At 57.0% G+C, this 25,616-nt stretch carries 23 protein-coding genes; 9 read left to right on the top strand and 14 right to left on the bottom strand.

What is annotated here, in order from left to right; all coding sequences use genetic code 11:
* Positions 1-3: 3 nt before the first annotated feature.
* The 6 genes from rlpA (at position 4) to lipA (ending at position 6,117) form a co-directional block, all read left to right on the top strand.
* Positions 4-1,188 (top strand): endolytic peptidoglycan transglycosylase RlpA, encoded by a 1,185-nt coding sequence (rlpA, locus tag AAE045_RS07895; RefSeq protein WP_455547254.1) that lies wholly within the window; start codon positions 4-6, stop codon positions 1,186-1,188.
* Between the two features lie 142 nt (positions 1,189-1,330).
* Complete coding sequence (dacA, locus tag AAE045_RS07890) at positions 1,331-2,542, top strand: D-alanyl-D-alanine carboxypeptidase DacA (RefSeq protein WP_455547253.1); 1,212 nt, start codon at positions 1,331-1,333, stop codon at positions 2,540-2,542.
* A 110-nt stretch (positions 2,543-2,652) separates the two neighbouring features.
* The gene (gene ybeD / locus AAE045_RS07885) at positions 2,653-2,916 is read left to right on the top strand and encodes a DUF493 family protein YbeD (protein ID WP_121267153.1); all 264 of its coding nucleotides are present in this window, start codon (positions 2,653-2,655) and stop codon (positions 2,914-2,916) included.
* An 84-nt stretch (positions 2,917-3,000) separates the two neighbouring features.
* Positions 3,001-3,642, top strand: coding sequence for a lipoyl(octanoyl) transferase LipB (gene lipB / locus AAE045_RS07880; RefSeq protein WP_455547252.1), 642 nt, complete (start codon positions 3,001-3,003; stop codon positions 3,640-3,642).
* A 311-nt stretch (positions 3,643-3,953) separates the two neighbouring features.
* Complete coding sequence (locus AAE045_RS07875; RefSeq protein WP_455547251.1) at positions 3,954-4,916, top strand: YbeF family transcriptional regulator; 963 nt, start codon at positions 3,954-3,956, stop codon at positions 4,914-4,916.
* Between the two features lie 235 nt (positions 4,917-5,151).
* Entirely contained in the window at positions 5,152-6,117 is a 966-nt protein-coding gene (lipA, locus tag AAE045_RS07870) for a lipoyl synthase (RefSeq protein ID WP_455547250.1), read from the top strand.
* A 97-nt stretch (positions 6,118-6,214) separates the two neighbouring features.
* Here the strand turns inward: lipA and tatE are convergent, their stop codons facing one another.
* Both tatE and AAE045_RS07860 read right to left on the bottom strand, forming a co-directional pair.
* Complete coding sequence (tatE, locus tag AAE045_RS07865) at positions 6,215-6,418, bottom strand: twin-arginine translocase subunit TatE (protein ID WP_455547249.1); 204 nt, start codon at positions 6,416-6,418, stop codon at positions 6,215-6,217.
* A gap of 127 nt (positions 6,419-6,545) precedes the next feature.
* Entirely contained in the window at positions 6,546-7,334 is a 789-nt protein-coding gene (locus AAE045_RS07860; protein WP_455547248.1) for a deaminated glutathione amidase, read from the bottom strand.
* A 106-nt stretch (positions 7,335-7,440) separates the two neighbouring features.
* On the opposite strand from AAE045_RS07860, the gene crcB reads away from it, so the two are divergent.
* Positions 7,441-7,824 (top strand): fluoride efflux transporter CrcB, encoded by a 384-nt coding sequence (gene crcB / locus AAE045_RS07855; protein ID WP_455547247.1) that lies wholly within the window; start codon positions 7,441-7,443, stop codon positions 7,822-7,824.
* A 231-nt stretch (positions 7,825-8,055) separates the two neighbouring features.
* Here the strand turns inward: crcB and cspE are convergent, their stop codons facing one another.
* The 6 genes from cspE to AAE045_RS07825 form a co-directional block, all read right to left on the bottom strand.
* On the bottom strand, positions 8,056-8,265 hold the full coding sequence (gene cspE, locus AAE045_RS07850; protein ID WP_007373839.1) for a transcription antiterminator/RNA stability regulator CspE: 210 nt from the start codon (positions 8,263-8,265) through the stop codon (positions 8,056-8,058).
* A 195-nt stretch (positions 8,266-8,460) separates the two neighbouring features.
* Positions 8,461-9,048: a lipid IV(A) palmitoyltransferase PagP gene (gene pagP, locus AAE045_RS07845; protein WP_455547246.1), complete on the bottom strand. Its 588-nt coding sequence runs from the start codon at positions 9,046-9,048 to the stop codon at positions 8,461-8,463.
* A gap of 181 nt (positions 9,049-9,229) precedes the next feature.
* Positions 9,230-12,349 carry an efflux RND transporter permease subunit gene (locus AAE045_RS07840; protein ID WP_455547245.1) on the bottom strand — a complete coding sequence of 1,040 codons (3,120 nt, stop codon included), beginning with the start codon at positions 12,347-12,349 and terminating at the stop codon, positions 9,230-9,232.
* Positions 12,346-13,635: an efflux RND transporter periplasmic adaptor subunit gene (locus AAE045_RS07835; RefSeq protein ID WP_455547244.1), complete on the bottom strand. Its 1,290-nt coding sequence runs from the start codon at positions 13,633-13,635 to the stop codon at positions 12,346-12,348. Before AAE045_RS07835 ends, AAE045_RS07840 begins: the two co-directional genes overlap by 4 nt.
* Positions 13,632-14,882 (bottom strand): TolC family protein, encoded by a 1,251-nt coding sequence (locus AAE045_RS07830; protein WP_455547243.1) that lies wholly within the window; start codon positions 14,880-14,882, stop codon positions 13,632-13,634. The genes AAE045_RS07835 and AAE045_RS07830 overlap by 4 nt, the downstream gene beginning before the upstream one ends.
* 67 nt (positions 14,883-14,949) lie before the next feature.
* Positions 14,950-15,363, bottom strand: coding sequence for a DUF2946 domain-containing protein (locus AAE045_RS07825; protein WP_455547242.1), 414 nt, complete (start codon positions 15,361-15,363; stop codon positions 14,950-14,952).
* 382 nt (positions 15,364-15,745) lie between these two features.
* Here AAE045_RS07825 and dcuC point away from each other — a divergent pair, with 382 nt between their 5' ends.
* Together dcuC and rna are read left to right on the top strand one after the other, a co-directional pair.
* A complete protein-coding gene (gene dcuC / locus AAE045_RS07820) occupies positions 15,746-17,122 on the top strand; it encodes an anaerobic C4-dicarboxylate transporter DcuC (RefSeq protein ID WP_455547241.1) in 1,377 nt (458 codons plus the stop codon).
* Positions 17,123-17,218: 96 nt separating this feature from the next.
* Complete coding sequence (gene rna, locus AAE045_RS07815) at positions 17,219-18,025, top strand: ribonuclease I (RefSeq protein WP_455547240.1); 807 nt, start codon at positions 17,219-17,221, stop codon at positions 18,023-18,025.
* A 63-nt stretch (positions 18,026-18,088) separates the two neighbouring features.
* Here rna and AAE045_RS07810 read toward each other — a convergent pair whose 3' ends face one another.
* From AAE045_RS07810 to AAE045_RS07785, 6 genes are all read right to left on the bottom strand, one after another.
* The gene (locus AAE045_RS07810) at positions 18,089-19,741 is read right to left on the bottom strand and encodes a glycoside hydrolase family 13 protein (RefSeq protein ID WP_455547239.1); all 1,653 of its coding nucleotides are present in this window, start codon (positions 19,739-19,741) and stop codon (positions 18,089-18,091) included.
* Positions 19,742-19,743: 2 nt separating this feature from the next.
* Positions 19,744-21,390 carry a glycoside hydrolase family 13 protein gene (locus AAE045_RS07805; protein WP_455547664.1) on the bottom strand — a complete coding sequence of 549 codons (1,647 nt, stop codon included), beginning with the start codon at positions 21,388-21,390 and terminating at the stop codon, positions 19,744-19,746.
* A gap of 64 nt (positions 21,391-21,454) precedes the next feature.
* On the bottom strand, positions 21,455-22,549 hold the full coding sequence (locus tag AAE045_RS07800) for a sn-glycerol-3-phosphate ABC transporter ATP-binding protein UgpC (RefSeq protein ID WP_271127389.1): 1,095 nt from the start codon (positions 22,547-22,549) through the stop codon (positions 21,455-21,457).
* Positions 22,550-22,551: 2 nt separating this feature from the next.
* Positions 22,552-23,397, bottom strand: coding sequence for a carbohydrate ABC transporter permease (locus tag AAE045_RS07795; protein WP_455547238.1), 846 nt, complete (start codon positions 23,395-23,397; stop codon positions 22,552-22,554).
* Complete coding sequence (locus AAE045_RS07790; RefSeq protein ID WP_455547237.1) at positions 23,397-24,314, bottom strand: carbohydrate ABC transporter permease; 918 nt, start codon at positions 24,312-24,314, stop codon at positions 23,397-23,399. The genes AAE045_RS07795 and AAE045_RS07790 overlap by 1 nt, the downstream gene beginning before the upstream one ends.
* Entirely contained in the window at positions 24,315-25,580 is a 1,266-nt protein-coding gene (locus AAE045_RS07785; protein WP_455547236.1) for an ABC transporter substrate-binding protein, read from the bottom strand.
* Positions 25,581-25,616: the final 36 nt, after the last annotated feature.

Below are 25,616 nucleotides of genomic sequence, written 5' to 3'. Positions count from 1 at the left end.
GCAATGGTTAAGTACTGGCCAGGGATTTTTGTAGCAGCCGCCATTCTGGCTGGCTGTTCGTCAGGTGATGACGAGCAACAGCAGGTGCCCCAGCAGCCGCAGCCGGCAGTCTGTAACGGCCCGATCGTTGAGATTAGCGGTGCCGAGCCGCGCTATGAAGTGCCAAATCCTTCTGTAAATCAGGATTATGAAAATAACGGCAAAAGCTACAAGATCGTGCAAAACCCGACAAATTTCAGCCAGACGGGTCTTGCGGCTATCTATGATGCAGAGCCGGGCAGCAACCTGACCGCCTCAGGCGAGCCGTTTGACGCGATGGCGATAACCGCCGCGCATCCGACGCTGCCTGTCCCGAGCTATGCCCGTATCACGAACCTCGCTAACGGCCGCATGATTGTGGTGCGCATTAACGACCGTGGTCCTTACGGCAACGATCGCGTGATTTCGCTTTCCCGCGCTTCGGCTGACCGTCTGAATACCTCGAACAATACGAAAGTCCGTATCGATCCCATTATTGTCGCGCAGGACGGCACAATGTCGGGTCCCGGTACGGCCTGTACCACTATCGCTAAACAAACCTACGCCCTGCCCGCTCGCCCGGACTTAAACACCGGCATGGGTAGCGTTTCTTCAGCCCCTGCCGATGCGCCTCAGGGCGACGTGCGCGCTATCAGCAATTCGACGCTGCAGCCAGCGGACGCAACCGGTGCACCGGTCAGCGGCAGCGGATTCCTTGGGGCGGCAACGCCACTGGCTTCAGGCGTCGTGGAAACTAACGAACCTGAAGCGACGCCAGCCGCGGCGGCGCCTGTAGCGGCCACCCCGGCTGCCACGCAGAGTGCCGCTCCCGTAGCGGCAGGCACGCAGGCGGCTCCTGTAACTGCGCCGGGTTCAGTGCAAGGCAGCACGCAGACAGCCGCGCCAGCAGCCGCTCCCGCAGCAGCAGCAGCAGCCACTGGCCGCTATGTTGTGCAGGTTGGCGCGGTGAGCGATAAAGCTCGGGCGACGCAGTGGCAGCAAAAATTAAGCCAGCAGTTTGGCGTTCCCGGCGCGGTGTCCAGCAATGGTGCCGTGTACCGTGTACAGCTGGGGCCGTTTGGCAGCCGTAGCGAGGCAGCCGCCCTGCAACAGCGCCTGATGAGCGAAGCCCAGCAGCAGTCATTTATTACAAACGCACCTGCTATGTAAGCTAAGTTAACCGGCATCCTCCACGCGTAAATTTGTGTAAACACCATTAACAAATCATGCGCAAAGACGGATGCCAGTAAAAAACGCTTTTGCTATAGTTAGGCACTTTTTTAATTCCATCACGGATGTCGTTGTTCTTATCATGAATACAGCCCTATCTGTACGTTTTGTTAAGCGCCTGGCGCTTTCCACGGCCTTCGCCCTTACGGCTCTGGCTTCCGCCCATGCTGACGACCTGAATATTAAAGCGATGATCCCAGGCGTCCCGCAGATTGATGCGGAAGCGTACATCCTGATCGACTACAACTCAGGAAAAGTGCTGGCGGAATCCAACGCCGACGCGCGCCGCGATCCGGCAAGCCTCACCAAAATGATGACCAGCTACGTCATCGGCCAGGCAATGAAAGCCGGCAAGTTTGATGAAAACGCCGTGGTCACCGTCGGCAACGACGCGTGGGCAACCGGCAACCCGGTCTTTAAGGGCTCATCCCTGATGTTCCTTAAGCCCGGCATGCAGGTCCCTGTATCGCAGCTGATTCGCGGGATTAACCTGCAGTCCGGTAACGACGCCTGCGTGGCAATGGCCGATTTTGTGGCCGGCAGCCAGGACGCATTTGTTGGCCTGATGAACAGCTACGTCTCTGCGCTGGGCCTGAAAAACACCCACTTCCAGACCGTCCACGGCCTCGACGCTGACGGACAGTACAGCTCCGCGCGCGATATGGCGCTGATTGGCCAGGCGCTGATCCGCGACGTGCCTAACGAATACAAGATTTACCAGGAAAAAGAGTTCACCTTTAACAATATCCGCCAGATGAACCGTAACGGTCTGCTGTGGGATAAGAGCCTGAACGTTGACGGTATTAAAACCGGCCACACGGATGCCGCAGGCTATAATCTTGTCGCCTCCGCAACCGAAGGCCAGATGCGCCTGATCTCTGCGGTCATGGGCGGTCACACCTATAAAGGTCGTGAAACGGAAAGCAAAAAGCTGCTGACCTGGGGCTTCCGCTTCTTCGAAACGGTTTCCCCGCTGAAGGCAGGTAAAGAGTTTGCTTCTGAGCCGGCCTGGTTTGGTGATAACGACCACGCGTCGCTGGGCGTAGACAAAGATGTCTACCTGACCATTCCACGTGGCCGCATGAAAGACCTGAAAGCCAGCTACGTGCTGAACACGCCTGAGCTGCATGCCCCGCTGCAGAAAAATCAGGTTGTCGGCACCATCAACTTCCAGCTCGATGGCAAAACCATCGAACAGCGTCCGTTAGTGGTGCTGCAGGAGATGCCGGAAGGGAATTTCTTTAGCCGAATCATCGACTACATCAAACTGATGTTCCACCACTGGTTCGGTTAATAATTGAACACTTGAAAGTGTGAAGAACGTCCCCATATACTGTTCATCACTGCAACTCCCGCACACCGCTGCGGGAGTTTATTTTTTAATGCCGTCACGCTGGAGCTACCATGAAAACCAACCTTAAAGAACTGCTCGAATTCCCGACTCCGTTTACTTACAAAGTGATGGGCCTCGCGAAGCCGGAGCTGGTTGATCTGGTCGTTGAGGTGGTGCAGCGCCACGCCCCTGGTGACTACACGCCGCAGGTCAAACCAAGCAGCAAAGGGAACTACCACTCGGTTTCCATCACCATCACAGCGACCCATATTGAACAGGTTGAAACGCTGTACGAAGAGCTGGGCAATATCGAAATCGTTCGTATGGTGCTGTAATGCCGTTACCCGGCCCCGGCCGGGTAAATTTTTTACGCTGTGATATACTCCCCCTCTCTTTTACCTCCAGCCGGAGACAGTACTTTGTCTCAAGATACCATTCTGATCCGCCAGCTTGGCCGTCAACCTTACGAGCCTGTCTCTCAGGCCATGCATGACTTTACCGATACCCGCGACGAAACCACTGCCGATGAACTCTGGCTTGTAGAGCACGATCCTGTGTTTACCCAGGGGCAGGCGGGGAAAGCCGAACATGTTCTGGTACCGGGCGACATTCCGGTGATTCAAAGCGATCGCGGCGGTCAGGTGACCTACCACGGGCCCGGCCAGCAGGTAATGTACGTATTGCTGAATCTGCGCCGCAGAAAGCTTGGCGTGCGCGATCTGGTGACCGTCCTTGAGCAAACGGTAGTAAATACCCTTGCAGAGTTGGGTATCGAGGCTTATCCCCGTGCCGATGCGCCGGGTGTCTACGTTGACGGCCGTAAAATCTGCTCGCTGGGGCTGCGCATCCGTAAAGGCTGCTCGTTTCACGGCCTGGCGCTGAATGTGGATATGGATCTCAGCCCGTTTTTGCGCATAAACCCCTGTGGCTATGCCGGGCTTGAGATGACGCAGGTCAAAACGCTGCGCGAAGAGATTTCACTTAAGGATATTCAGCCGCTGCTTATTAAACATTTAATGACGCTGCTGAATAATCCCCCTTTTGATTATATTAATAATTAATGACTCCCCGTGAATACGGGGATTTCCATGAAAAAATAAGCCGTTCTTCAGTTCTTCCCCGCATTACTTTAGGAATTTGCGTATTCCATTTTCATTGCCAAATTATTATCATCCACTGCTTAATGATTTGTTCAGCTACACTACCAACAGAGCATTTACACCTGCTCAAGGCTCCCCGGTCGTTTAACAGGCCACTCTCATTTTGACATTATCATCCTCCAGAGAGGATGAGTTGCTACACTTGGAGCAAGCGATTAGAAACTTCAAGCATGAGAAACCATTCATCAGGCGAATGAATCTGGAGACTGAGCATGGGTACCCCCCCAACATCAGAGAATAAAGTCATGGATCGAGACGATAAGAATAATCATCCAGTTTTTAAAACATTACGTAATGTAGATCTCAATTTGCTGACGATATTCGAAGCCGTTTACGTGCATAAAGGCATTGTCAACGCGGCGAAAGTGCTGAACTTAACACCGTCCGCAATCAGTCAGTCTATTCAGAAGCTGCGGCTTATTTTTCCCGATCCGCTCTTTATTCGGAAGGGACAAGGCGTTGCCCCCACGGCCTATGCGGCACATCTGCACGAATATATTAGCCAGGGGCTGGAATCCATTCTCAGCGCGCTGGATATTAATAATTCTTTTGGCAAACAGCGTACGATAACTATTGCTACTCAGCCCACCGTGGGCGCTTTACTGATCCCGAAAATATATTCAGTTATTCAGCGCGTGAATTCCAAGCTGCTCATCCGCAATATTCCTGTGACCGAGGGCGAAACACAGCTTGCTCAGTTTCAGACGGACATGCTGATTGACGTTAACCACCACACCGGACGCAGCATCGCCACGCAGAAGCTCTTTGAAGACAGAATCATCGCGGTTTGCCGTAAGGATCATCCAGTGCTGCAGTCTTACCAGACGCTGGAAGATATGCGCGAGGCTGGCCACACCTTCCTGATCCTGCAGGATGACCTGCTGCGCGATATCCGTCAGATTGTCAGCGAATACTTCCCGCAGCGGCAAATTACCTTTGGCAGCTATAATTTCGTGACCGTGGCTTCGGTACTGGGCTCAAGCGATCTGATCGGCTTTATGCCGTTCAGGCTGTTTGAGATGTTCAGAGAGACCTTCGGGCTGCGTGAAATTCAGAGCGCAATCTTTACGACGACCAGCATCGACTACAATCTGCACTTCAATAAGCTCAGCATGCGCGACACGGTGCTGCAGGAAGTGATCGACGCGGTGCGAAACGAGTTCCAGACCAGCTAGACAGCAGGCCTCTTGCAGACGCAGCAGGGGGCTGGCAGGCCGTTGTTAACCTCCCCGGCACAGAAAACAACAACTCATTTACAATTCTTTCCCCGTTTCCTGCACGGCGTGGCTGATTTCGCCCCGGGAGTGATGCTATACTCGTGCGCGAAAATTCAAAAATAGTTGATAAATATAACACTAACTTGAATTCCATCAGCCTGACTTCGTTATCCGCAACTGGAACACGCACGATATGAGTAAACCCATCGTAATGGAACGCGGCGTTAAGTACCGCGACGCCGACAAAATGGCTCTGATCCCGGTTAAAAACGTGGTCACCGAGCGCCAGGAGCTGTTAAGAAAGCCAGAATGGATGAAAATCAAACTCCCTTCTGACTCCACCCGCATTCAGGGTATCAAAGCCGCCATGCGTAAAAATGGTCTGCACTCCGTCTGCGAAGAGGCTTCCTGCCCTAACCTTGCGGAATGCTTCAACCACGGCACGGCGACCTTTATGATCCTGGGTGCAATTTGTACCCGCCGCTGCCCGTTCTGTGACGTGGCCCATGGCCGTCCGGTTGCACCGGATGCTAACGAGCCGGTCAAGCTGGCGCAGACGATTGCCGACATGGCGCTGCGTTATGTTGTTATCACCTCCGTTGACCGTGACGACCTTCGTGACGGCGGTGCGCAGCACTTCGCGGACTGCATTTCGGCCATCCGTGAAAAGAACCCGACCATTAAAATTGAAACGCTGGTTCCGGACTTCCGTGGACGTATGGATCGCGCCTTAGAGATCCTCACCGCTACGCCGCCCGACGTCTTCAACCACAACCTGGAAAACGTGCCGCGTATCTATCGCAAAGTGCGCCCGGGTGCAGACTACAACTGGTCGCTGAAGCTGCTTGAGCGCTTCAAAGAAGCCCATCCGCATATTCCGACCAAATCGGGTCTGATGGTCGGGCTGGGTGAAACCAACGAAGAGATCGTTGAGGTAATGCGCGACCTGCGCCGCCACGGCGTGACCATGCTGACGCTGGGCCAGTACCTGCAGCCAAGCCGCCATCACCTGCCGGTGCAGCGCTACGTCAGCCCGGATGAGTTCGAAGAGATGAAAGCGGAAGCGCTGGCGATGGGCTTTACCCACGCGGCCTGCGGCCCGTTCGTTCGCTCTTCCTATCACGCTGACCTGCAGGCTAAAGGCATGGAAGTGAAGTAAACTCGTTACAGACGGTTACACATGACCGTCGAGACAATAAAAAACCGGCCACTGAGTGCCGGTTTTTTTATTCCCTGGACAAAATATCGTCGCGGAATCAGTCTTTGTGCGAAATGCGCTCCGCAGGCACTTCAGCGCCGGTGGCTGGCTTCGCAGGGGTTTCGTCATCATTCATGGCCTTTTTAAAGCCCTTGATTGCCGTACCCAGATCGCCGCCCAGTGAGCGCAACTTCTTGGTGCCAAATAACAATACAATCAGTGCGCCGATTACCAGCAGCTTAGTAATGCTAATCTCTCCCATACCTACCTTCTTAAGTCAATTTGCCGCGGGGACGGCGAAAAATAATCTGAGCTAATTAACGAACAAAAGCATGCGCAACACAATAGCAATCTGTAACAAGGTGAATCAAGCGCTGTTTAAAAAAACATCAGCCCAGCACGGGATTCATGAAGCGACGGTTTTTAAGCACCGGCAGCATCGCGCGAACGTCCGCGACGCGCTGGCTCTCCAGTTCCGCATAAAACAGGGCGGGTGCCTCCGCAGCACCGGCAATCGTCACCCCCAGCGGGTCGACGACCTTACTCTGACCAATGTTTCTGTTGCCGCATTCACCGGATGCTACCACATAACAGGTAGTATCAAGGGCGCGTGCGATCAATAACGTGGCCCAATGTAACTCTTTATGCGCGCCCCGCAGCCAGGCGGCGGGAAGAACAAGCACCTCGGCACCCGCCAGGGCAAGGCTCAGAGCCATTTCAGGGAAACGCAGATCGTAGCAGGTCAGCAGGCCGACCTGCATGCCGGCAACCTCAATCAGCGGGGGGATCTGCGCGCCCGCATCCACCAGCCGCGACTCCTGCATGCTGAACGCGTCATAGAGATGGATTTTTTGATAGCTGGCAATCACTTCACCGCCGCGCACAGCAAACAATGTATTGGCTGCTCTGCCCTCGGTAGTCCGCACATGAAGCGTCAGTATTGTCGTCAGCGCATTTTTGTTGGCCTCGGCAAGCAGCATGGTCAGAAACTCCCCTTTCGCCGCCTGGGCTGATTTGACCGACAGATCGGGATCGTTATCATCACGAGCCAGCAGCGCTTCCGGCAGCACCAGCATATCTGCCCCCGCCGACGCAGCCTGCGCCATCAGCCCCACGCACGTTTGCGCGTTTGCCTGCCAGTCCTTGCCAACTGCAAATTGCCCTACCGCAACTTTCATATCCGCTTCCCAAAAGGTGATGATTAATTTCAGTATATAGGGTGTAAAACAGATTGGGTGAGCGCTACACTCCCGGTCTCTGAGACAGAAAGAGTGAGAAAACCCCGTGCTACAGATCCTCCTGGCAGTCTTTATTGGCGGTGGAACCGGCAGCGTGCTGCGCTGGTTTCTGAGCATGAAGCTCAATCCGGTGCACGGCGCCCTGCCCCTGGGCACGCTGACGGCGAACCTGATCGGCGCTTTTATCATTGGCCTGGGCCTGGCAACCTTCAGCCGCCTTACCCACCTTGACCCCGTCTGGAAACTGCTTATCACGACAGGCTTCTGCGGCGGGCTGACCACCTTTTCGACTTTTTCTGCGGAGGTCGTTTACCTGCTTCAGGATGGACGCCTGGCCTGGGCGGGCCTCAACGTGCTGGTGAACATGCTGGGCTCATTTATGATGACCGCGATCGCATTCTGGTTAGTTTCCCTGGCGGCCAGCCACTAAACGTTGCCGGGTTAATGTTCGCTTAATCTTTGTCTGCCAGTATCCGTAGCATCTTACTGGAGGGTACGGGCATGGCGATAAAAGAACGGGTTATGGGTGGGAGTGCATTATTGTTAAGCGCGCTCGTGGTGCTCTGTTTTCTGAAGGCATATCTCTTCGTTTAGGCAACGGGTAAACGACAGACGAAAAAAAACCCGCCTTAGCGGGTTTTTATATTCTGCCAGTAGCGCCTTAGACAGGCATTACGTTTGCAGCAGAAGGGCCTTTGGCACCGTTAGTGATTTCGAACTCAACGCGCTGGCCTTCAGCCAGGGTTTTGAAACCGTTGCTCTGGATTGCAGAGAAGTGTACGAACACGTCTTTGCTGCCATCTTCCGGAGTAATGAAACCAAAGCCTTTGGACTCATTAAACCACTTAACGTTACCTTTAATCTTAGACATCAAAATTACCTTTACATGAAAAATAGACACAAATGCTGTGTCGGGGATCAGTACAACAATTGCGGTGCATTTTGTCCAGTCCGGAAATGCGAAAAAGTGACAAAAGTCGCGAATTTTTCCTCCTGCCAGACGTCTCTGCTTACCTACAACGGGGTAGGTAAAATCTCTGGCTACACCGCTTCTTTTTCAACGCATTTAAAACTGAAATCGCAGCCAGGCGAAGTAGACATTCCCGTTGTTATAGGTACCCGGAATATAGGTCATCTGGAAGGTAGCCGGACCGTAGCCTACCGACGCCAGCGGCAGTAAAACCGGCACAGGAATATACTTCCAGTTATCGCGCGCGGTGGCGCCCAGGGTGTAACCAAGCCCAAGATGGAAATTGTCGTCGGCCAGCGGCCGCCAGGTCTTCTCCCAGCCGTAACCGCCTATCGGCTCCCACTTGTTGTAAGAGTCTTTAAACGCCATCAGATAGAGGCCGTGCCAGTTGCCGTGCTCATCCCAGCGGGACTGCCCAAAGCCTGCTCCCCAGGGACGTTCGTTGTAGCGATCGGTCTTTTCTTTATCGTAGGCAAAACGGGCGTGCCAGGTGACGGCGGGCACGTAGAGGTCGTAATGCTCGGGGGCGTGCCAGGTTTGCGACACGTTGTCAGAAAGAATCTGCCAGTTTTTACTAAAAAATCCCTGCTCAGCCGCAGCGCTGTCAGAAGCTGCTGCCACCGAGACGAAAAATAAAATAATAACGATCAATTTATTTGTCAGGTTCACAATCTCATACCGCATAAAAATGAGCGACAAAGCCTAACAAATTCTAACTTAATGAATCTTCAATAGAGCCGGTGCAAATTCTTAAAGTTAAGCTGTGTAATGTAAAGTCCCTTCTATAACCCCTTATCGCTGCAGGAAAATATCAATTAAAAAATCTCCGGGGAGGCATTCCTCCCGCAGAGATTTGCGAATTTTCTTAACTTTTATTCTTAAATAAAATATAGACCGCAGGAATGACCAGCATCGAAAGCAAAGGCGCGGTGACCATCCCGCCAATCATTGGCGCGGCTATGCGGCGCATCACCTCCGAGCCGGTGCCATCGCCCCACATGATGGGCAACAGCCCGGCCATAATGGTAGCAACGGTCATCACCTTAGGGCGGACGCGCAGCACCGCGCCCTCGTGAATAGCCCGAATAAGCATCGGCCTGCCGCCCTCAGGGTCGAGGGATTGATGTTTCGCAAGCGCCTGATTTAAATAGAGCACCATTATTACCCCGAACTCCGCCGCGACCCCTGCTAAAGCAATAAACCCAACGGCCCCCGCAACGGATAAATTGTAATTCAGGAAGTAAAGCAGCCACACGCCGCCAATTAATGAAAACGGCAAAGTCCCCATAATTAACAAGGCGTCGCTGACGCGTGAAAAAGTCACGTAAAGCAACACGAAAATTATTACGAGGGTAAACGGCAGGACAATTTTTAATTTCGCCGACGCTCGCTCCAGATATTCAAACTGCCCCGACCAGGAAAGAGAAACGCCTTCCGGCAAGGTAACCTGTTGGGATACAACCCGTTGCATCTCCTCCACCGCAGATTTTAAATCGCGACCTCGCAGATCCACGTAGATCCAGTTAGACAGCCTGGCGTTCTCGCTTTTCAGCATCGGTGGCCCGTCAGCTATCGACACGCTGGCCAGCTCGGAAAGTGCAAGCTGGCTGCCATTCGCCGTGACCACGGGCAGATCCCGCAGCTTCTGTACGCTGTCGCGTAGCTCGCGGGGATAGCGCACGTTAATGGGATAGCGCTCTCGTCCCTCAATCGTCTCGCCGATGTTCTGCCCACCAACTACTGTCGCCACCAGCGACTGCAGTTCTTTCACCGATACGCCGTACCTTGCCGCCTTACGCCGGTCGATATCAATATCGATATACCGCCCGCCGCCCAGCCGCTCTGCCAGCGCCGACGTCACGCCAGGCACCTGCTTAACGACCCGCTCAATTTGCTCTGCCGCACGCTCAATGGCCGCAAGGTTATTACCGTTTACCTTAATACCTACCGGGCTTTTGATCCCCGTCGCCAGCATGTCCAGACGGTTGCGGATCGGCGGTACCCAGACGTTAGCGATACCCGGCACCTTCACCACGCTATCCAGCTCGCCGATCAGCTTGTCCATTGTCATACCCGCCCGCCACTGGTCGCGAGGCCTGAAGCGGATGGTGGTTTCCAGCATGGTCAGCGGCGCCGGATCGGTCGCGGTATCGGCCCGCCCCGCTTTGCCAAACACGCTTGCCACCTCCGGCACCGTTTTGATTAGCCTGTCGGTTTGTTGCAGCAGTCGACCCGCCTCGCGGGCGGAGATCCCCGGCAGCGTCGATGGCATATAGAGAAGATCGCCCTCGTCCAGCGGCGGCATAAACTCGCTTCCCAGCTGGCTCAGCGGCCACAGCGTGGCGACCAGCACCGCTCCCGCCAGCCCCAGCGTTGTTTTCGGTCTCGCCAGCACCTTATCCAGCAGCGGTTCGTACGCTTGTATAAGCCAGCGGTTGATGGGGTTCGCTTTTTCATCCGGTATTCTGCCGCGAATAAAATAGCCCATCAGCACCGGCACCAGCGTGATGCCCAGGCCCGCCGCTACCGCCATGGCGTAGGTTTTGGTGAAGGCCAGCGGGGAGAACATGCGCCCTTCCTGCGCCTCAAGGGAAAAGACCGGGATAAACGAAAGCGTAATGATCAGCAGGCTACAGAACAGCGCCGGGCCGACTTCAACCGCCGCCTGCTCCGAAATACGCCAGTAGTCCGCGCGGGCCGGCTGCCTGCCCGGATTGTCGTGCCGCCACTGCTCCAGCACCTTATGCATATTTTCTATCATCACGATTGCGGCATCCACCATGGCGCCGATGGCAATGGCGATCCCACCCAGCGACATGATGTTGGCGTTCACCCCCTGGTAATGCATCACGATAAACGCGCCGAGAATGCCCAGGGGCAAGGTAATCATCGCCACCAGCGCCGAACGGAAGTGGAACAGGAACAAAGCGCAGATCAGGGCAACGACGATAAATTCTTCAATCAGCTTGTGGGAAAGGGTTTCAATGGCGCTTTCTATGAGCTGTGAGCGGTCATAAACCGGCACAATCTCCACGCCGGGCGGCAGGCTCTTCTGGATCTGCTTGAGCCTGGCCTTCACCGCATTGATAGTATCGAGGGCATTTTTGCCATAGCGCATCACAATAATGCCGCCCGCAACTTCCCCCTCGCCGTTGTATTCCGCCACGCCACGGCGGATTTCTGGTCCCAGGCGCAGGCTCGCCACGTCAGACAGCAGCACCGGCACGCCTTCCCTGGCGGTGATGACAACCTGCTTAAAATCGTCCAGTTTTTTCAGGTAGCCCGTCGTGCGCACCATGTATTCGGCCTCGCCCATCTCGATGACCGAACCGCCGCCCTCCTGGTTTGCTGCCTGCACGGCGTTAATCACCTGCTCATGAGTGACGTTGAGCGCGCGCATACGCTGCGGGTCGAGCACAATCTGGTACTGGCGAACCATGCCGCCGACGCTCGCCACTTCCGAGACGTTCGGCACGGATTTCAGCTCGAATTTAAGCGTCCAGTCCTGCAGTGCCCGCAGATCCGCGAGGCTGTGCTTGCCCGACCGGTCCACCAGCGCGTACTCATAGATCCAGCCCACGCCCGTCGCATCCGGCCCAAGGGAAGCCTTCGCCTCCGCCGGGAGCTGGGACTGCACCTGGCTCAGGTACTCAAGCACCCGCGAGCGCGCCCAGTAGAGGTCCGTCCCGTCTGCAAACAGAATGTAGACGTAGGCGTCCCCGAACATCGAAAAGCCGCGCACGGTCTTTGCACCGGGAACGGATAACATGGTGGTAGTCAGCGGATACGTCACCTGATCTTCCACCACCTGTGGCGCTTTCCCCGGATAATTAACGCGCACGATCACCTGCACGTCGGAGAGATCCGGCAGCGCATCCAGCGGCGCGCGCTGTAAAGACCAGATCCCCCAGGCGGCCATGCCGAGGGCCGCGAGCAGGACCAGCAGCCGATTTTTTAACGACCAGCGAATCACCGTAGCAATCATTGCATCCCCTCCATGTCATGCATGTCGGAAATAGAATGTCCGTGGTCGTGTTCGTGGGACATCACCTGCGCCGCAGGCTTTTCTACTATTTTCTCAGGCACCAGCGCGCTGCGCAGGCTGGCTTCCGAGTCAATCAGGAACTGCCCGGACGTCACCACCTTGTCACCCTCGTTTAGCCCCTCTTTTATCTCAACCCAGCCATCCTGTGACGCTCCGGCAACCACTTTCACCGGCCTGAAATGCCCCTCTCCCGTAGCTACCAGCACGCGGCTTTCGCTGCCGGTTTCGATCAGCGCCTCCTCCGGGATGGCCAGCACGGCGGCCCGTGGCTGCAGGCTGGCAAGCTTCACGGTCAGATACATGCCGGGTTTCAGCCTGGCCTGTGGATTATCGAGCACGATGCGCGCTTTAAGCGTGCGGGTTGTCGTTTCCATCGCGGGCAGCAGCTCGCTCACCCTTCCGTGAAAGTTTTCGCCCGGCCAGCTGTCGGAGCGCGCAATAACCTCGCTGCCTACCTGCAGGGCCTGCGCCTGTGACTGCGGATAGTCAATCACCAGCCAGACTGACTGGAGGCTGGCAACTTCGAATAGCGGGGCGGTTGCCGCGACCTGCGCACCTTCCCGCGTCTCGAGCTTATTAATAAAGCCTGCCTCTTTGGCCCGCACGGTGATGCGGGCTTGCGGCCTGCCGGTGCGTTCAACCAGGCGGATCACCTCCTGCGGCATAAACTGCAGCTGCAGGCGTTCACGGGCGGCGGCGGCCAGCGCGGCGTCGCCGAGTTTGCGAACGGCAAGATACTCCTGCTGTGCCGCTGTCCACTCCGGGATCCACAGCTGCACCAGCGGCTCATTGCTTTTCACAAACTGGCCGGGGGCTTTGACATAGAGCTTCTCCACCAGCCCGTTCGCGCTGGCAGACACTGTTTGCACGCGACGCTCATCCGTCGTCACGGTGGCAAACGCGGTAAATGGAAAACCCAGCGCTTTTCGTTCAGCAGCGGCGGTTTTAATCCCCAGATTCTGCTGCTGCCGGGCGCTGACGGTTACGCCGCCTTCATTCGTGGCTTCATCTGCGTAGCGCGGCACCAGCTCCATATCCATAAACGGGGATTTCCCCGGCTTGTCGAAGCGCTGGTCCGGCATCATCGGGTCGTACCAGTAGAGCACTTTGCGCTCGGCCTGAACGCCAGCGGCAGGCTCATGGTGTGCGGCTTTTCCGGTGAAATAACCGGTGCCTGCGGCAACGATAATCGCCGCCAGCAGTGAAAATTGATGGGTGGTTTTCATAATGTGTTTTCCTGCGGCGTCAGATAGCGGATAGCGGCCCAGGCCTGGGCTACGGCTTTCTCGGCGTTGTTGGCGGTAAGTTCGGTATCCAGGAGGGTGCGGCGAGCGGCGAGGATGTCAGCGAGCGTGCTCTTTCCGGCACGGTACTGGGCTTCCAGCAGGGACAGGCGCTGGCGCTGTAGCGGCAGGATCTCCTGCTGCTGGCGCTGCCAGAGGATCCGGGCGGACTGGTATTCCGCCACCAGGCTGCGCACCAGCGCAACGTGCTCACGCTTAGCCAGCGCCAGCTGGTCATTCGCCTCCATCGAGCGGGAGACCTCCGCCGAGTAATCCTTATCCTGACGCCGCGCCCTGAACACCGGCAGGTCGACGGTGAACATCACTCCCGCCATATCGTCGTAGTCTTCTGCGCGATGGGCGTAGTAAATCTCCACGCCAACGTCGGGCTTTGCCGCCACGGCGGATTGCGCCGAGCGCGCTTTGGCAACGTCGGCTTCCCGCGCGGCTTCGATGACTTCAGGATGAGTGGTAACCCCCTGCTCCAGCACCTGAGGGTCCGCGGGCAGGCGCTGATAGCGCGGCAAGGCGCCGCTTACCGCATCGATCTGCTCCCCGGTCAGCCGCAGCAGCTGGGCCTGAGCAAGGGTGACATCACGTTCGGCAAGCGTGACCTTATCTTTCATCGCCAGCAGCGCCACACGGGCATCCACCACGCCCGAGGCAAGCGAGCTGCCGCTGGCCACCGTCGCTTTTTGCACGCCAATCTGGCGTTCGGTTTCAGCAACGAGCCGCCGGGCCGTCTCCAGCGCTTTGGTGGATAACGCCAGGTTAAGCCATGCCTGTCCGGTTGTTCTTTGCAGGGTGGCGCGGATCGTCTCCGCCTTCGCTTTACTGCTGGCGGACTGGGCAAGAATGGTTTCGGCTTTGCGATCCCGTTTCTCGCCGCTTACGTAATCCTGCATGATGCCAATGCGCTGCATCGTCATGCCCTCGCGGGTAAAACGATGGCCGCTTCCTCCCTGCACCGGCACGTTTTCAATGCCGAATTTCAATTTCGGGTCGGGAAGCTCGCGGGCGGAATCCGCCATCGCGTTCAGCGCGTTGCTCTGATTACGGTTGGCTGACAGCTCAGCGGAATAGCGCTCGGCGGCGCTGAGGGTTTGCTGCAGGCTAAGCTGCGCCGCAAAAGCGGGTAAGGTAGCGCTCAGCGCGACGGCCGCGAGCCATCGCGCATAAATCGTAGACATAAAAAAACTCCAGAACACAGGTCAAAGGGATGGGCTGAAGCGCCCGGATACCGTGACTGTGCTGGAGCTACTCTCTGAAACGACAGAACCTGATGGTGGCGGGAGGGCCGGTGGCTGGGGGGGTAAGCGTGGCGACAGGCGCCAGCGCGGGTGCGCACTCAGGCACGACCAGCGCCAGTGAATCCGCCACCGGGATAGCGACCAGCTCGCTGTGGCCGTTATCTTTTTGCATCACGTCCGGCAGGCAGTGTTTATCGCACAGCGCCCCGCTGGTTTTCAGCTTCGCGCCGTGGTCAGCCATCTGCATATGCTGGCTGTGCTGAACGCTTACCGCTTCGGACGTGACGTCAATCTGGCAGTCGTGGGAGGCAACCGCGAGCTGGCTGTTGACAAAAAGCCAGCCGAACGCCACCAGCAGCATCAGCAGATGCTTTCTGATAAAGCGTAAACGGCTTGTCGACCAGAATGCGGATGGCAGCATACGACTCCCTGTAAATGAGCCGAAAGTATAGGCCCGAAAACCTGCGCTTTTAAAGGGATTTTAAATTGCTTTACCTTTCGCCTTTACTCTAACAAATCAGCAACATAAACATAATCTTGTCGCTACGTTTATCGCGATAAAGTCATAATTTCAGTCTGTAATAAATAACTACAATCAATCATTAAATGTCATAATTGCCGGGTCGCCTGCAAAAGCATCACCGCTGACAGGGAGAGTCAGTGAAAGTTGACCCCCATCAGAAAAACGTCCGTTTCACTCAGGCACATTTCCACCGCTTTGCAGAAGGCTGCAAAGGTCACTATTGTTTATTTTTCAGGCATGCGGTTGCGTTCAGGCACGGCTTAGCGCAACGGGGGATATTATGCTTACTTTTCTGGAACTACTTATTGGGGTTGTCGTGATCGTTGGTGTAGCCCGCTACATCATCAAAGGCTACTCCGCGACCGGCGTATTATTCGTCGGTGGCCTGCTGTTACTGATCGTCAGCGCCTTAATGGGCCATCAGGTGCTACCGGCCAGCGCTGAAAGCACCGGCTATACCGCGACGGATATCGTCGAATACGTCAAAATCCTGCTGATGAGCCGCGGTGGCGACCTCGGCATGATGATCATGATGCTCTGTGGCTTCGCCGCCTACATGACGCACATTGGCGCCAACGACATGGTGGTGAAGCTGGCCTCCAGGCCGCTGAAGTTCATCAACTCCCCTTATATTCTGATGATTGCCGCCTATTTCGTGGCCTGCCTGATGTCCCTTGCGGTCTCCTCCGCAACCGGCCTCGGCGTGCTGCTGATGGCAACGCTGTTCCCGGTCATGGTGAACGTGGGCATCAGCCGCGGCGCGGCGGCGGCCATCTGCGCCTCTCCGGCGGCCATTATCCTTTCGCCAACGTCCGGCGACGTGGTGCTGGCGGCGAAAGCGGCAGAAATGTCGCTGGTCGATTTTGCCTTTAAAACCACGGTGCCGATCTCCGTAGCGGCGATTATCGCGATGGCCATTGCGCACTTCTTCTGGCAGCGCTACCTGGATAAAAAAGAGCACATCAGCCACGAGATGCTCGACGTCAGCGAAATCCAGACCACCGCGCCCTCTTTCTACGCGATTCTGCCGTTTACCCCGATTATCGGCGTGCTGATTTTCGACGGTAAATGGGGCCCGCAGCTGCATATTATCGCCATTCTGGTTGTCTGCATCCTGCTGGCGGCCATCATTGAGTTTTGCCGCAGCTTCAGCGCCCAGCACGTCTTCTCCGGGCTGGAAGTGTGCTATCGAGGCATGGCGGACGCCTTCGCCAACGTGGTGATGCTGCTGGTTGCGGCGGGCGTGTTTGCCCAGGGCCTCAGCACCATCGGCTTTATCCAGAGCCTGATTACCCTCGCCACCTCCTTCGGTTCGGCTAGTATCATACTGATGCTGGTACTTGTCGTGCTGACCATGCTGGCGGCGATGACCACCGGCTCCGGTAACGCGCCGTTCTACGCCTTCGTCGAGATGATCCCGAAACTGGCCCACTCATCCGGCATTAACCCGGCGTACCTCGCCATTCCAATGCTCCAGGCATCCAACCTTGGCCGCACTATCTCCCCGGTTTCCGGCGTCGTGGTTGCCGTGGCGGGCATGGCGAAAATCTCGCCGTTTGAAGTGGTAAAACGGACCTCCGTGCCGATTGGCGTTGGCCTGCTGGTGGTGATTATCGCCACCGAAATCCTGGTACCTTCCGCAGCCCTGGTACCCTAAATTAAATATGAACAACAAGCGCCTCTCTGAGGCGCTTTTTTTATGCTTAAATAGCGCACTTACTGGAAATTTTTGCCCAACGGAACGAGAACCCGCATGAAACCGACGTGGCGCAACGCCCTGCTTCTGACCACTACGCTCACTACCAGCCTGCTCGCTCAGGCAGACCCGTTACAGCCTGCCCGGTACGGTGATTTTGACACCTACGTGCTGGCGCTATCCTGGCAGACAGGTTTTTGCCAGAATATGCACGAACGCAACCGTAACGAGCCCGATGAGTGCAAAGTTCAGCATGAACAGGCGGATAAGCGAGCGTTTCTGACGGTTCACGGTTTGTGGGCCGGGCTGCCGAAATCCGTTGCGGCCAGGGGCGTGGATGCAAAACGCTGGATGCGCTACGGCTGCGCGACTCGTCCTGTGCCGAACATGGCGGAAGTGCGCGGCTCCCAAAAATGCAGCGCACCGGAAACCGGCATGTCGGTAGAAATGGCCTCTAAGCTGTCCGGCGTGATGCCCGGCGCGGGCAGTCAGTCCTGTTTAGAACGTTATGAATACGCCAAACACGGCGCCTGCTTTGGCTTCGATCCCAACGCCTATTTTGGCACCATGGTCCGTCTGAATACCGAGTTTAAAGAGAGCAAATTTGGGGAGTTTCTGGCGCAGAACTACGGCAAAGTGGTGACCCGCAAAGCCTTCAATAAAGCGCTGGAGAACAGCTGGGGCAGCGATGCGGTAAAAGCCGTGAAGCTCACCTGTAACGGTAATCCGGCTTACCTGACGGAGATGCAAATTTCGCTCGGGGCAAAAACCATTAACGACCCGCTGGGCGGCCGCTCTTTCAGCCCACAAAAAAATCCGGGCAGCTGCGCGAAGCAGTTCCGCCTGGATGCCGTGGGTTATTAACGGCGCAACTTATTATTGGCGGATGGCGCTGATGCGTATCCGCCTTACCCAATCCAGCCTTCATCAGCCGCCGTACTTATAAACCCTCGCCTCCCAGGGGTGCAGCCGGTAAGCCTCGTCTGGCTGCGGATAGTTCCCCAGCAGGCAGCGCGCCTCGTTTAGCGGCAGCTCTTCCTCCGGCCAGCGCGTCGACTTCGACGACATGTTGCACAGCACCAGGAACTGCTCACCCGCCAGCACGCGGCGATAAGCATAGATTTGCGAATGTTCCGCCAGTTCCAGAACGTAGCGTCCGTAAATCAGCGCCCGCTCCTGCCTGCGCAGCTGGATCAGCGCCCGGTAGAAGTTCAGCACCGAGTCGGGATCCTGCTGCTGGCTGGCTACGTTGATCATTTCGTAGTTGGGATTCACCGGGAACCACGGCTCGCCGTCGCTGAAGCCTGCGTTCGGCCAGCTGCTCCACTGCATTGGCGTGCGGGAGTTATCGCGTCCGGTGTTGGTCAGGAAGGCGATAATCTCTTCTTCGCTTCGGCCCTGCGCCGCCAGCTCCCGCCACATATTTTTCGCTGACACGTCATCAAAATCTTCTATTCCGCCGAAGCGGGTGTTGGTCATGCCGATCTCCTGCCCCTGATAGATAAAGGGCGTGCCCTGCATCAGGAAGTAGAGCGCGGCAATGCAGGTGGCGCTTTCCCGCCAGTGGTGTTCGGTGTCGCCCCAGCGCGAGGTAATGCGCGTCAGGTCGTGGTTTTCAACGTACAGCGCGTTCCAGCCCTTGCCTTCCAGCGCCTCCTGCCAGGCGGTAAAAATCTTCTTCAGCACGCCCGGCTCCGGGCGCAGCCCCTCTTCCGGCTCCCACAGCCGCACATGTTCAAACTGGAAGACCATGCTCAGCCGGTTACGGTGCTCGCCCACCCACTCCTCGGCGCGATCGGCATACAGGCCGTTCATTTCGCCAACGGTGACAATGTCATAGTGCGAAAGCACGCTGCGGCTCATGTCGTCCACGTAGTCGAGCAGCCCGTCGTAATTCAGATGGCTTTGCATCGATGGAGCGTAGCGCAGCCCGTCCGGGTTAGGCACGTCGGCGAACTGCGGCTCTTTTTTCAGGTGTGCGATGGCGTCGATGCGGAAACCGTCGATGCCCTTATCCAGCCACCAGCGCATCATGTCGTAAACCGCAGTGCGCATCTCTTTGTTTTCCCAGTTCAGATCCGGCTGGCGGCGGGTAAAGAGATGCAAAAAATACTGTTCGGTTTTCGGGTCGAACTCCCAGGTGGAACCTTTGAAAATCCCCTCCCAGTTATTCGGCTCCATCTCGCTTTTGCCGTCGCGCCAGATATACCAGTCGCGCTTCGGATTATCGCGCGACGAGCGGGATTCCAGGAACCAGGGATGTTCGTCTGAGGTATGGTTAACCACCAGATCGATAATCAGCCGCATATCCCGGGCGTGAACTTCGGCCAGCAGGCGGTCAAAATCGGCCATTGTGCCAAATTCAGCCATGATCTGCTGATAGTCGCTGATGTCGTAGCCGTTGTCATCGTTGGGGGATTTGTACATCGGGCAGATCCAGATTAGATCGATGCCCAGATCCTTCAGGTAGTCGAGTTTTTCGGTGATGCCGTTCAGATCGCCAATGCCGTCGCCGTTGCTGTCTTTAAAGCTGCGCGGGTAAATCTGGTAGGCCACCGCCTCTTTCCACCAGTTCGCCATCGTTACCTCCCGATTAGTAAAGCAAAGGATTCATAGGGTTGCAGTTCAATACTCACCGCCAGCTGATCCCGAGGCGCATAGTTGCTAATCAGACATTCGCCGTGCCAGGCCTGCATGGCCTCCGGGATTGCAAGCGTCAGGCGATCGGCGGAGAAGTTGTTGATGACCAGCAGGCGCTCGTCCTCCAGCGTTCGCAGCCAGGCAAACACCTGACGATGCTCTGAAAACAGCTGCTGGAAATCGCCGTAGACCAGCACCGGATACTGTTTCCTCAGCGCCACCAGCTTCTGGTAATGCCAGAGAATGGAGTCCGGCTCGCTGAGCGCTGCGGCTACGTTAATCTCAGGGTAGTTAGGGTTGACGACAATCCACGGCGTACCGGTAGTAAACCCCGCGTTCGGGCCGCTGTCCCACTGCATCGGAGTGCGCGCATTGTCGCGTCCGTTAGCGTGGATGCCGAGCATCATTTCCTCGTGGCTCATTCCCCCCGCCAGCCGCTCCTGGTAAAGATTCAGGCTTTCTATGTCGCGATATTCTTCGATGGTGGCGAAACGCACGTTGGTCATGCCGATCTCTTCGCCCTGATAGATATAGGGCGTGCCCTTCAGGCAGTGCAGCGCGGTGCCGAGCATTTTGGCGGAGGCTTCGCGGTATTCCCCTTCGTCGCCAAATTTCGACACCGCCCGGGGGAGATCGTGATTGCTCCAGAACAGCGAGTTCCAGCCTTTATCGGCAAGGGCCGTTTGCCACTTATCGATAACCGCCTTGAAGCGCCCCAGCTCAAACGGCCTGCTGCGCCACTTTCCGGCCTCGTCGTCCCAGAAGGATTTGATGTGGTCGAACTGGAAAACCATCGACAGCTCTTCACGGTCTTCAGCGCTGTACAGCAGGGCGTCCTGCGGCGAGGCGCTCCACGCTTCCCCGACCGTGACGTAATCGCCTTTGCCGAAGGTGGCGCGGTTCATCTGGCGGATCAGCGCGTGCAGGTTTTTGCCGTTCGCCATGATCTGCCTGTCGACCTCTTTGCCGATGAGATCGATAACGTCCATGCGGAACCCGCCGATGCCCTTAGCCAGCCAGCGGTTCATCATCGCGTGAACCTCTTCCTGCACGCGCGGATTGTCCCAGTTGAGATCCGGCTGCCGTTTAGAAAACTGGTGCAGATAGTATTCACCGCTGGCTTCGTCCAGCGCCCAGCCGCTGCCGCCGAAGTAGGAGTGAAAATCGTTCGGCGGCCCGCCGTCCGCCGCCGGTTTGCGCCAGATGTAAAAGTCACGATAAGGATTATCCGGGGATTTAAGCGCCTCGAGGAACCAGGGGTGTTCATCGGAAGTGTGGTTCACCACGAGATCCATCAGGATATGAATATCGCGCCGCTTCGCCTCCCGGATCAGGCTTTCCATCTCCGCCATGGTGCCGAATTCGGCGGCAATGTCTTCGTAGTCAGAGATGTCGTAGCCGTTGTCGTCCATCGGCGAGCGGTAGACCGGCGAAAGCCAGATCAGGTTGATGCCAAGCTGCTGCAGGTAGTCGAGCTTGCTGATGATGCCGGCCAGATCCCCTATGCCGTCTCCGTTGCTGTCCATAAAGCTGCGCGGATAGATCTGGTACACCACCGCGTTGTGCCACCATTTTTTTTCCACTGCGATCTCCTTTTTTGTCGGATGACGCTTCGCTTATCCGACCTACTTTCAGCGAAGCGTCATCCACCATTCAGATCCTCACAAACGCCCGCCCGTCGCTGTTAAACAGATAGCAGCTCTCCGGCGGCAGCCGCAGGCCGATGCGCCGGTCGGGCTGGACGGCAAGCCTGGTGGTCTGGCGCATCACCAGGGGTTCGTCACCGTAGCCGCTGTTGACGTAGAGCAGCGTTTCGTTGCCCATCTGCTCCACGAACAGAATTTCCCCTTCGATGTCCGCCTGCGCCAGCTCCGTTATCTGGATATGCTCCGGGCGGATGCCAAGCCTGACCGCCTGCCCCTCCGGCACGCCTGCGCCGTTGATCGGCAGCGTGATTTGCTGGCGGTTTTCCAGCAGGACGTCGGTGCGCTGGGCGTTGCCCAGGGTCAGCACGCCGGGGATCAGGTTCATTTTTGGCGAGCCGATAAACTGCGCCACAAAGACGTTTGCCGGGCGGTCGTACAGCTCAAGCGGCGTGCCCACCTGCTCTATCTGGCCCTGGTTGAGCACCACAATCCGGTCGGCCAGCGTCATCGCTTCCACCTGATCGTGGGTCACATACAGGATAGTCGCGTTGATGCGTTTGTGCAGAGCCGCTATCTCCATGCGCATCTGCACGCGCAGGGAGGCGTCGAGGTTAGACAGAGGTTCATCGAACAGGAACAGGCTCGGCTCGCGCACAATTGCCCGGCCAATCGCCACCCGCTGCCGCTGGCCGCCGGAGAGATCTTTCGGGCGGCGATCGAGCAGATTCTCCAGCTGCAAAATCCTTGCGCTCTCACGCACCTTCTCGTCGATCTCCTTCACCGGCACCTTCGCCATTTCCAGCGCGAAGGCCATATTCTGGTAGACCGTCATGTGCGGATAAAGGGCGTAGGACTGGAATACCATGCCTATGCCGCGCTCCGACGGGGAGTCGTCGTTCACGCAAACCCCGTCGATACGCATTTCGCCGCCGCTTATCTCCTCAAGCCCCGCCACCATTCGCAGCAGGGTGGATTTTCCGCAGCCGGACGGGCCAACCACCACCACAAATTCGCCGCTGTTAATCTCAAGGTCGAGGGGCTTAATCACCTCGGATGCGCTGCCATATCGTTTCTGGATTTTATCGAGTACAAGTTGCGCCATGGTTATCCCTTAATTGCCCCGCTGGTCAGCCCGCTGACAATGCGTTTCTGGAAGATCAGGACCAGCACGATAATCGGCAGCGTCACCACCACCGAGGCAGCCATAATGCTGCCCCACGGCAGCTCAAAGGTGGACGCGCCGCTGAACATGCTGATCGCCACCGGCACCGTGCGCCTGTCGCCAGAAATAATAAACGTCAGCGCAAACATGAATTCGTTCCACGCGCCGATAAACGCCAGCAGCCCGGTGGTCACCAGCGCGGGTGCCAGAATCGGCGCAAATACGCGGCGGATAATCGTCCAGGTATTCGCCCCGTCGACGATTGCCGCCTCCTCCAGCTCCACCGGGATCGACTTCATAAAGGTGGTCAGCACCCAGACGGTAAACGGCAGGGAGAACGTGGTGTAGGAGAGGATCAACGCGCCGAGGGAGTCATACAGCCCCAGAAAGCGCACCAGTTCAAACATGCCGCTAAGCACCGCCACCTGCGGGAACATCGAGACGCAGAGAATGGTGAACAGCAGGAACTTACGCCCGCGAAACCGCACGCGCGCCAGGGCAAAAGAAGCGGTGACGGATACCAGCAGGCAAATCCCCACGGTTATCGTCGCCACCAGCACCGAGTTCAGCAGGCTGCGGGCGATGCCGTTATCCACCAGCGCCACCACATAGTTGTGCCAGTGATAGCCGTTGGGGAGATACGAAGGCAAAAACAGCTCCTGCCCGGTTCGCAGAGAAGTAAGAATGGCGTAATAAAACGGGAACACGCAGAACAGCACGGCGAAAGTGGCCCCCAGAAAGATAACCAGCCTGTGGCCAAGCCTGCGCTGCCGACGGGATATTTTCATCACCGCTTCTCCTTGTCGTTTAAACGTGAGACGCGGATAAAGCAGGCGGCAATGCCCGCCACCATCATAAACACTAGCACCGAGGCCGCCGAACCGACGCCCATATCCTGGTAGGAGATGATTTGCTCCCGTGCATAGCCGGAGACGGACATCGTGGCTTCGCTGTTGGAGGTCAGCACGAAGATCAGATCGAAGATGCGCATCGCGTCCATCACCCGGAAGATAAGCGCGACGATCATCGCGGGCATAATCAGCGGCAGCGTAATGCGCTTAAAGCGCTGCCACGGACTGGCGCCATCCACCCTGGCGGCTTCATAGAGATCTTTGGGAATAAGCTGCAGCGCCGCCAGCAGCATCAGCGCCATAAACGGCGTGGTCTTCCAGACGTCGGCGATCACCACCGCCCACATCGACAGCGACGGCTCGGCGATCCACGCCAGGTGCGCCTGATAACCAAAAATTTTCTCCAGCAGATCGTTCACCACCCCGTACTGGTCGTGGAACATCCAGCCCCACATTTTGGCGCTGACGATGGTCGGGATGGCCCACGGCACCAGAATGGCGGTGCGCACCAGCCCCTGGCCGCGAAACTTCTGGTTCATCAGCAGCGCCAGCAGCATGCCGAGCAGCAGCTCCAGCCCGACCGATACCACGGTGAACCACAGCGTGTTGCCTACGGCCTGCCACCAGAGCGGGTCAACCAGCACCCCCGTGCTTTCCCCGTCGTGGGTGGCGTAAAAGTTTGCCAGCCCCACCATCTCGTACCCGCCAGGGTTGTCGAGCGTCGCGTTGGTGAAGCTGAAAAAGAAGGTGCGCACCAGCGGCCAGCCCGCCGCCAGTGCAAGGAGTAAAAGCGCGGGCGCCACCAGTATCCATGCGATACGGCGGCGCCGCTGTTGGTAGCCGGGGTGCGCCAATTAACGCCAGTCCTTACCTTTCACGCGCTCAAGACGCTTTTGCAGATCGGCGACGGCCGTTTTGCCGTCGCTGCCGCCGTTGAGCACTTTAAAGGTCACGTTGTAGATGGCGTTGGAGACGCGCGGATACTGGCTTTTGGTTACCGTAGCCGGGCGCGGAACCGCATTGGCGAAGATCTCTTTAAACATCGTTAAATGCGGGGCCGTTTCCAGTACGGCTTTATCTTCATACAGGGCAGAACGCGTTGGCGCGAAGCCCAGATATTTCAGCTGCATCTTCTGCGAGTCCGCGTCGGTGAGGATCTTCAGCAGCGCAATCGCCGCGTCTTTGTTTTTGGTATTGGCGTTAACCGACCACTGCCAGCCGCCCAGCGCGTTGGCAGATTTGCCGTCCGGCCCGGCAGGAAGAGGCGCTACGCCAACCTTGCCTTTCAGCGGGCTATCCTCTCCCTGCGAGAGCAGATAAGCGTAAGGCCAGTTGCGCATAAACAGCGCGTCGCCGTTCTGGAACACGGCCCGGGACTCCTCTTCTTTGTAGCCCAGCGCGCCCTTCGGCGTGATTTTACCAATCCAGCCCGCGACCGTATCCAGCGCAGCCGCAGCCTTAGGATTGTTTATGGTCACGTTCCCTTTTTCGTCGATAAAGGTGCCGCCGCCCCAGGAGTCAATCCACTCCAGCGCGTTACAGGTCAGCCCTTCGTACGATTTCCCCTGGAAGATCATCCCCCAGAAATTTTTATGCCCGGCCTTGCGCTCTTCGGCCTGAATTTTGGTGGCGATGCGCGTCAGCTCATCCCAGGTTTTCGGCGGCTGCTCTTTGTATTTCTCCAGCAGGTCTTTGCGGTAATAGAGCACGCCGGTGTCCAGATAGGCAGGCACCGCTTTCACCTTGCCGTTTACCGTGTCGTTAGCCCACGGGCCGGGGAAGAAATCGCCTTTCATGTCGCCCACGGCATCGGTCAGGTCGAGCGTTTGCTTATCGAGCAGGCCCACCCAGATGGTGTCAGACTGGAACAGGTCCACCGCTTTCTCGTCTTTGGCGGCGAACAGCTGCTGCAGGAGCGCGAGCTTTTCATCAGAGGCCGCCGGGAACTCAATGAACTCCAGCTTGTTATTGGTTTGTTTTTCAAAACGCTCTTTGACGTAGCTGCAGTATTCCTTACCGCCGGGGGAAATCGGACATTCCATACGCAGGGTATCGGCCAGCGCGGCGTTGGAGACGCCCGCCAGCGCTAAGGTAATCAGACTTAACGTCAGCTTTTTCATTATTTCCTCTTATGCTCAGACCTGACAGGAGGGCGG

The sequence above is a fragment of the Dryocola clanedunensis genome, from assembly GCF_038405435.1.
Taxonomy (GTDB): domain Bacteria; phylum Pseudomonadota; class Gammaproteobacteria; order Enterobacterales; family Enterobacteriaceae; genus Dryocola; species Dryocola clanedunensis_A.
This window is presented reverse-complemented; position numbering and strand designations above follow the sequence as displayed.

What these genes read in the sequence shown, in the direction of transcription:
- AAE045_RS07785 (WP_455547236.1), bottom strand. Translation starts at nt 25,580, where the DNA reads ATGAAAAAGCTGACGTTAAGTCTGATTACCTTAGCGCTGGCGGGCGTC.
- AAE045_RS07875 (WP_455547251.1), top strand. Translation starts at nt 3,954, where the DNA reads ATGGGTACCCCCCCAACATCAGAGAATAAAGTCATGGATCGAGACGAT.
- dcuC (WP_455547241.1), top strand. Translation starts at nt 15,746, where the DNA reads ATGCTTACTTTTCTGGAACTACTTATTGGGGTTGTCGTGATCGTTGGT.
- AAE045_RS07795 (WP_455547238.1), bottom strand. Translation starts at nt 23,397, where the DNA reads ATGAAAATATCCCGTCGGCAGCGCAGGCTTGGCCACAGGCTGGTTATC.
- AAE045_RS07800 (WP_271127389.1), bottom strand. Translation starts at nt 22,549, where the DNA reads ATGGCGCAACTTGTACTCGATAAAATCCAGAAACGATATGGCAGCGCA.
- AAE045_RS07830 (WP_455547243.1), bottom strand. Translation starts at nt 14,882, where the DNA reads ATGTCTACGATTTATGCGCGATGGCTCGCGGCCGTCGCGCTGAGCGCT.
- pagP (WP_455547246.1), bottom strand. Translation starts at nt 9,048, where the DNA reads ATGCGGTATGAGATTGTGAACCTGACAAATAAATTGATCGTTATTATT.
- lipA (WP_455547250.1), top strand. Translation starts at nt 5,152, where the DNA reads ATGAGTAAACCCATCGTAATGGAACGCGGCGTTAAGTACCGCGACGCC.
- AAE045_RS07840 (WP_455547245.1), bottom strand. Translation starts at nt 12,349, where the DNA reads ATGATTGCTACGGTGATTCGCTGGTCGTTAAAAAATCGGCTGCTGGTC.
- dacA (WP_455547253.1), top strand. Translation starts at nt 1,331, where the DNA reads ATGAATACAGCCCTATCTGTACGTTTTGTTAAGCGCCTGGCGCTTTCC.
- AAE045_RS07860 (WP_455547248.1), bottom strand. Translation starts at nt 7,334, where the DNA reads ATGAAAGTTGCGGTAGGGCAATTTGCAGTTGGCAAGGACTGGCAGGCA.
- ybeD (WP_121267153.1), top strand. Translation starts at nt 2,653, where the DNA reads ATGAAAACCAACCTTAAAGAACTGCTCGAATTCCCGACTCCGTTTACT.
- AAE045_RS07835 (WP_455547244.1), bottom strand. Translation starts at nt 13,635, where the DNA reads ATGAAAACCACCCATCAATTTTCACTGCTGGCGGCGATTATCGTTGCC.
- rna (WP_455547240.1), top strand. Translation starts at nt 17,219, where the DNA reads ATGAAACCGACGTGGCGCAACGCCCTGCTTCTGACCACTACGCTCACT.
- tatE (WP_455547249.1), bottom strand. Translation starts at nt 6,418, where the DNA reads ATGGGAGAGATTAGCATTACTAAGCTGCTGGTAATCGGCGCACTGATT.
- cspE (WP_007373839.1), bottom strand. Translation starts at nt 8,265, where the DNA reads ATGTCTAAGATTAAAGGTAACGTTAAGTGGTTTAATGAGTCCAAAGGC.
- AAE045_RS07825 (WP_455547242.1), bottom strand. Translation starts at nt 15,363, where the DNA reads ATGCTGCCATCCGCATTCTGGTCGACAAGCCGTTTACGCTTTATCAGA.
- rlpA (WP_455547254.1), top strand. Translation starts at nt 4, where the DNA reads ATGGTTAAGTACTGGCCAGGGATTTTTGTAGCAGCCGCCATTCTGGCT.
- AAE045_RS07810 (WP_455547239.1), bottom strand. Translation starts at nt 19,741, where the DNA reads ATGGCGAACTGGTGGAAAGAGGCGGTGGCCTACCAGATTTACCCGCGC.